Origin of the sequence: uncultured Gimesia sp. (assembly GCF_937919775.1) — a bacterium.
Lineage (GTDB): Bacteria > Planctomycetota > Planctomycetia > Planctomycetales > Planctomycetaceae > Gimesia.
Genome location: NZ_CALFPF010000774.1, coordinates 1 through 6,884 on the forward strand (window position 1 = coordinate 1; position 6,884 = coordinate 6,884).

Sequence of the window (6,884 nt, forward strand, 5' to 3'; positions counted from 1 at the left end):
CCTGTCGGTTTATCAGCGTGCCTGCAGTCGCCGTAATAAAACCAGCGAATCGGTTTCTGCCTCTCAATGAGCGGTCTGTTCATGAAATTTAGTCAACTATCCCACTTAGATTAACTGTATTCCATGTCTGTGATCCGTACTGATCCATTAACAAGTTTTACGACGATCTTCGCGCCGGAACGGGCCAAACGTCCGATTGGCATTACGAACGATCTCGCGCAATTCGAAGTGACTGCAGAACAGATTGAGACCGATCCTTTTGCGGAAGGGAAAGAATCGGAAACCACGTCGGAACTGTACGCGGTGCGTCATCCCGAGAGTCAACCGAACCAGCCGGGCTGGAGTCTGAGGGTGGTGGCGAACAAATTTCCCGCGCTGACGCCGCATGCCGATTTAGCTGCAGATGAAAATCAGTACGGGGTGCATGAAGTCATTGTCGAGTGTCCGCAGTTTGAGACGCAGATGACGCGGCTGGAATTGTCGCACTTTCAGAATCTTTTCCGCGCGTATCGGCAGCGTGCGGCCACTCATCGATCTGATCCCCGGTTGGAGTATGTCCTCATCTTCAAAAATCAGGGAATTCTGGGCGGCGCTTCATTGGGGCATGCACACTCGCAACTGGTCGCCAGCCAGATCGTGCCGTCAGCGATGCAACAGGAGCTGCAGGCAGCGCGAGATTATCTGGCAGAGCAGGGCGGTTCGATCTTACAAGCATCTTCACAGGAAATGCCGACCGGATATTCCGGGCTCGTGACCTCAACTCCTTATTTTAATGTGATTTGTCCTTACGCCAGCCGGTTTGCCTTTGAAACCTGGATTGTTCCTCGGTCCCTGAAAACGCACTTCGATCACTCCAGCGATCAGGAACTCGATGATCTGGCCGGCCTCAGTCGACGTCTTTTGCTGGCTCTGGAAGAGATTCTGGGCAGCCATGATTTTAATTTTGTGATCCAGACGCCCCCCTTTGCTACCGACGAGCAGGCCGGTTACGCGTGGAGCATGCGCATTTATCCCCGCCTGGCTCATTTGGCGGGCTTTGAACTCTCGACGAACATGTTCATCAATCCGGTTTTCCCCGAACAGGCGATCGAACAACTTAAGAAACAGCTCGTTTCCTGAACGCTCACTAAGATCCTCCCCGCGAGGATTGTCTTTTCCTCAGTGATTTACCTCAGGGGTAAAATAGAGAATCAAGACGTGGATTCGGAGTTGTCCCAGTTAATAAATCTGGTGAAATCTTGCCTGCTTTAACATTTGACCTTCCTTCGCCAGTATTTCGGGATCGAGAGTATCGATTTTACGGGGACTTGGATTTTATTCTCATAAAAAGTCCTCTATGATAATTAAAAGATTGGCTTTACTATTATAAGTCAGATTCGTTACAAGTCCTTCGGGATCAGCGATTAAAGCAGGGGTGAGACAGTCTCGCTCGTGTCATAAAATCAATACTTCTATATTCTTAGCGTAATCGATATTTCTGTGTTCTACACAGATGAGAAAGGATGCGGCCCATGGGCTGTCGACTTCGGCTTGTATTAGTCATTCACAACCATCAGCCAGTCGGGAATTTTGAAGGCGTTTTTGAAGAATCCTATCAAAACAGCTATCAACCATTCCTGGACGTGTTGTCAGAATATCCCGAGATCCCTTTTTCTCTGCATACTTCAGGCAGTTTGATGGAATGGCTGGTCGATGCTCATCCGGAGTATATTGATCGAGTACGAGGGTTAGCCGATTCCGGTCAGGTAGAGATCTTGGGTGGACCGTTTTACGAGCCCATTCTCGCCGGCATTCCCCGCTGTGACCGCATCGGACAGGTCGTCGCTTATACCGATTACCTCAAGAAATTATTTGGAACGCCGATTCGCGGGATGTGGGTTCCGGAACGCGTGTGGGAACAGTCCTTTGTTTCCGATCTGGTAGACGCCGGCATGGAGTACACGCTGCTGGACGATTCCCATTTCAGCGCCGCTGGAATTCGCGCTGATAAAATGCACGGCTATTATCTGTCGGAAGATGAAGGCCGCCTGCTGAAAATCTTTCCCGACAATGAAACCCTGCGTTATCAGATTCCGTTTACCGATCCCGTCGAAACGATTCATTATCTGAAAGAGATCGCCGACCATCATCCCAATTCAGTGGTTGTGTTTGGCGATGATGGAGAAAAATTCGGCGCCTGGCCCGGGACTTACGATCACGTTTACCGCGATGGCTGGTTGAAGCGGTTTCTGGATCTGCTAAAGCAGAACAGCGACTGGTTAAAAGTCACCACGCTTTCCGAAGCCGTCGATTCGGTCTCGCCGATCGGCAGTTGTTATCTGCCCGATGCCAGCTATCGTGAAATGAATGAGTGGGCACTCTCCTCCGAGCGGCAGTTGGAACTGGCCGACCTGAAAGAAAAGTTCTCGGAAGTCGAAGGCTTTGATCGATTAAAGCCTTATCTGCGGGGAGGCTTCTGGCGCAACTTTCGTGTGAAGTATTCAGAACTCAATGAAATGTATTCCCGGATGTTACTGGTCAGCAATCGGCTGCAAAGTCTGGAAGCGACCGGTGTGGATCCGGAGGACTTGCCGTTGCTGCATGAAGCGCGCACCGAACTCTATCGCGCGCAATGCAATTGCCCGTACTGGCACGGTGCCTTCGGGGGGCTGTATCTGCCGCATCTGCGGAATGCCATCTATAAGCATTTGATCCTGGCCGATACCCTACTGGAAAAAATCACGCACCGCGATGCCACCTGGATTGAAGTAGAAGTTGCCGATTTTAATCTGGATGCCCGTAAGGAAGTGCGCCTTGCCAGCAATCGCATTGTCGGTTTTATTTCACCCGCCCAGGGAGGACACCTTTACGAACTGGATGTCCGCGGCGCCAAACAGAATATCCTGGCGACTCTGGACCGTCGTCCCGAGCCTTACCATGACATCATTCGTAAAGCCGGTCTCGAGAAAAAGAACGGGAGTCAGCCGGGTGAAGATCTCGGCAAGATTCACAACGCCGTTCGTTTCAAACAGCCCGATCTGGATAAAAAACTGCAATACGACCATACCCCCCGTAAATCGCTGGTCGACCATTTCTTTCAGCCAGGTCTCGACCTGCAGACCGTCATTTCCGGCGGCGGCGAAGTAGGCGATTTTGTACAGGGCGTGTATCAGAGTTTTCTGCGTCGCACGGACGACTATTGCGAAGTGCGTATGGTGCGGAAAGGTTATGTCGGGCCTTATCAGGTGGAATTGTCCAAGACGGTTTCGTTAGCGAAAAATGCGGCAGGCACTCTGGAATTTCACTATGAATTATCGGAGTTACCCACCGACGTGCCGCTGCATTTCGGGGTGGAATTTAATTTTGCGGGCATGGCCGCCGGCGCGAGTGATCGTTATTTCTACAATCATCTCGGAAAACAACTGGGGCCGTTAGAATCCCAGTTAGACCTGCATAAAACCGACCGGATTGGATTGGTGGATGAATGGCTGGGGCTGGATGCCGCCCTGGATTTATCCTCACCCGCCAATATCTGGACCTTCCCGATTCAAACCATCAGCCAGTCGGAAGGCGGCTATGAACTGGTGCATCAAAGCTCGGTCGTGATTCCGCACTGGGATTTTGTCGCCGACGAACAGGGCCGCTGGTCGGTAACCATCACTCTGTCGCTGGATACCTCAGTCGCTCAGGCCAAAGCACTCAGCGAAGCAACGACTTCCGGCGCATCAAACTGATTGAGATGCGCCGTTCGGTCTGCTTTTCAGGAAAACAATTCGGTAACCACGGTGCCGCCGTCGACAATTTTCATCGGGCGTCCCAGCGGGCTCATGTTTTCCTTCTTCGGGTCGACCTTTAACGACTGGCAGATCGAGCAGAACAGATCGGTGGTCGTCACCGGTCGATCCTTGACGGCTGAGCCATCCGCGGTCGAAGCGCCAATCACTTGTCCCCCTTTGACACCTCCGCCCGCCAGAGCGGCTGAGAAGACGCGTGGGTAGTGATCGCGTCCGGCACGTGGATTGATCTTGGGGGTTCTGCCGAATTCCCCCATCCAGACAACCAGAGTCCGTTCCAGCATGCCCCGCTGTTTCAGGTCGGCAATCAGAGCCGCCATCCCGGCATCCACCTGCTGTGAGATCGGTGTAATCACTTCGGAAATATTCGCATGGTTGTCCCACCCATTGGAGCGGACTTCGATAAAAGTCGAACCGGCTTCTACCAGTCGGCGGGCCAGCAGGCAGCCTTTCCCAAAATTATTGTCGCCATACTCCTGGCGTAATGCTGCAGATTCCTGGCTCAGGTCAAACACTTTGGTTTGCGGGCTCAGTACCAGCGAAGAAGCTTTGTTATATATTTTGCTGTGATTCTTGACGACGACTTCACCCCCCCGGCTCGCAAATTCAGAATCGAGACGGCCTAACAATCCGAGACGTTTCTGATAGCGTTGATCGGGCACGGTCGCTGCTACATTGTTGGGGATACTTCCCGGGTTGTTGACATTAAACGGTTCATAATCCACACCCAGGAAACCCGCGCCGTTTGTGGTGCCGACTGAGACAATCGTCGGGATATCCAGGTCGCGATTTCCGATTTCTCTGGCGATATTCGAACCCAGGCTCGGATGTTTGACACTGCCAGACGGAATATAGCCGGTATGCATTTGATAGGTGGCTCGTTGATGATTGCCTTCTTTGTTGGTCATCGAACGGATCAAGGCGATATCCTGCATCACCTTCGCCGTGTTTTTCCAGTCCTCGGAAATCTCAATCCCGGAAACGGCAGTCTGAATCGCTTTTTTGTCGCCCGCACTCGAGGATTTCGGTTTGGGGTCAAACGTTTCAAAGTGGCTCGGACCTCCCGCCATCCAGAGCAGAATCATCGCACGTCCCTGCTGACGCAACTCTTCCGCGGAGACGCTCATCAAGTCTTGAAAGCTCAGGGTTCCTGCAGCCAATGCGCCCGCTGAAACATTTCGCATAAAGCTGCGACGCGAAAAACCCCCTCGGTGAGTTTGAACTTGCTGGTGGTGATAAAGACTCATGGAAAACTCCTCGTCGTGAGGGATTAAGTGGATTCAAATGGAACGTGACTCTAAAACTTACCGAACGTTTAGGTTTAGCGTTTGGTGATGAACTCGCTGGAATTGAGCAGACCCCACATCAAATCTTCGAGGGCTTCATTTCGGTTGTCTGTGGATTGGATGTATTCCTGGCAGATCTTCATTTCCGATTTGCTCGGCTCTCGGGACAACGTCAGCAGGTACAGTTCCGGAATGGCGTCTTCGTTCTTGGGGAACTCTTTGGCAATCTGAGCCAGTTTCGTATTCCGATTTGTGCCCAGCATCCCATTGATGGCTGAGGAATTCATCATGAACAGCGCCTGCGGTACGTCGCCGGTGATTTCATCCTGTGCAGTGGAAGGATCGAATGTAAACAGGCTGCTGAATTGACCGCGGGCAGACCGGTTTCCCTGAAAACGCTGATCACCGCCGCCGCGGTTCGCCTGCAGATCATCTACGCCAAACACCTGGGTGATCGCCGTGAAAATCTGATCGCCTCGCAAGCGGGTGGGAGATTGTGCGGCGAAGGGGATATGGGGCTGTCCTTCGATTTTTGTCTGCATCACTCGTTGATAAGCACGCGTATTGGCAATCGTGCGACAGAGCCATTTCAGGTCGTAACCGTTGGCTGTGAAACCGTCTGCCAGAGCCTCTAAAACTTCGGGATAAACGGCACTGCGTTCGGGGCCGATATCATCGATGGGCATATAAAAACCTTCGCCCAGCATTTCGGCCCAGAGGCGGTTGACGATGGCCCGTGCGAACCAGGGGTTCGATTTGGCGGTCAAGAATTTCGACAGCGTTTCCCGCCGTTCGAGATCCTTCATCCCTTCAGGTGCTTTCGTGCCCACAAATAATACCGGATGCACAACCGTGCCGGCAGAGGTTGGGTCTTTTAAATCAGGCATGTGATATTCCGTCATGAATCGACGGGCTTCGTCCGGCACGGGGATGCTTTTGATTTCTTCGGCCGTTAAAGCTTTGTCCCCGTTTTTGTCGGCACGGGCAACCAGTTGTTCAAAGTTTCTGCCGAAACGGGTCGACTTAACTTCCTGTTCCGTCAGTTTGCCGTCGCGGTTGCGGTCGAATGTTTTGAAAATCATGGTAGGATCCTGCAGCATACGCATGCGTTGTTCCATCTGATTGCCCTGATCCATCGAAACCACTTCAAACGTCCGTGGAGTCGCATCCCGCACCGGACGCACCCGGACGCGGGGAAAGAATGCTGCCAGTTCGTGGAAGCTGTTGCGTTTCCATTTATCGGTCGGATGGTCGTGACAGTTGGCACATTGAATCTGTATGCCAAGGAAGATACGCGAGGTTTCCGCTGCCAGTTCTGCCGGATCGCCTTCGTGGGCGAAGATCAGCGCCGTGTTTCCATTTTCACGCACATCGCCGGTGGCGGTCAGCAGATCGGTGGCGATCTGGTCCCAGCTCTTGTTTTCACTGAGTTGGGTTGTCATCCACTCTTCGAACTCACGCTCATTGATCCTGGCTCGCATATCGGTGGCCCGCAGATAAATCACATCGCGCCAGTAGCGTGCCCAGTTGACGGCATAATCTTCCGATTTGAGTAATTCATTGATGACGGTTTTCCGTTTGTCGGGGTTCGAATCCAGGCCAAACAGGATCACTTCCGAACTGGATGGTTTTCTACCAGCCAGATCGAAGGTTACGCGACGGAGGAAATCTTCGTCATTGGCCAGTTTTGCCGGTTCGACCTTTGATTTCTTGAGTTCCGCTTCAATCAGTTGATCCACCTTCTCAGCCAGCGCGGTTTCGTCGACTCTGTCCCCTTTATTCGATTGTGAGGGACTCTTTGTTGCCGCGAATACAGAAGAGTGGC

At 52.3% G+C, this 6,884-nt stretch carries 4 protein-coding genes; 2 read left to right on the forward strand and 2 right to left on the reverse strand.

From position 1 onward, the window contains the following. Positions 1 to 123 precede the first annotated feature (123 nt). Entirely contained in the window at positions 124 to 1,119 is a 996-nt protein-coding gene (locus Q0294_RS22025; protein ID WP_299469755.1) for a DUF4931 domain-containing protein, read from the forward strand. A gap of 392 nt (positions 1,120 to 1,511) precedes the next feature. Beyond that, positions 1,512 to 3,713 carry an alpha-amylase/4-alpha-glucanotransferase domain-containing protein gene (locus Q0294_RS22030; RefSeq protein WP_299469757.1) on the forward strand — a complete coding sequence of 734 codons (2,202 nt, stop codon included), beginning with the start codon at positions 1,512 to 1,514 and terminating at the stop codon, positions 3,711 to 3,713. 26 nt (positions 3,714 to 3,739) lie between these two features. Here the strand turns inward: Q0294_RS22030 and Q0294_RS22035 are convergent, their stop codons facing one another. Both Q0294_RS22035 and Q0294_RS22040 read right to left on the reverse strand, forming a co-directional pair. Beyond that, positions 3,740 to 5,020 carry a DUF1501 domain-containing protein gene (locus Q0294_RS22035; RefSeq protein WP_299469759.1) on the reverse strand — a complete coding sequence of 427 codons (1,281 nt, stop codon included), beginning with the start codon at positions 5,018 to 5,020 and terminating at the stop codon, positions 3,740 to 3,742. A gap of 74 nt (positions 5,021 to 5,094) precedes the next feature. After that, positions 5,095 to 6,884 (reverse strand): DUF1549 domain-containing protein (locus tag Q0294_RS22040; RefSeq protein ID WP_299469761.1); only part of this gene is annotated, 1,790 nt, incomplete at its 5' end.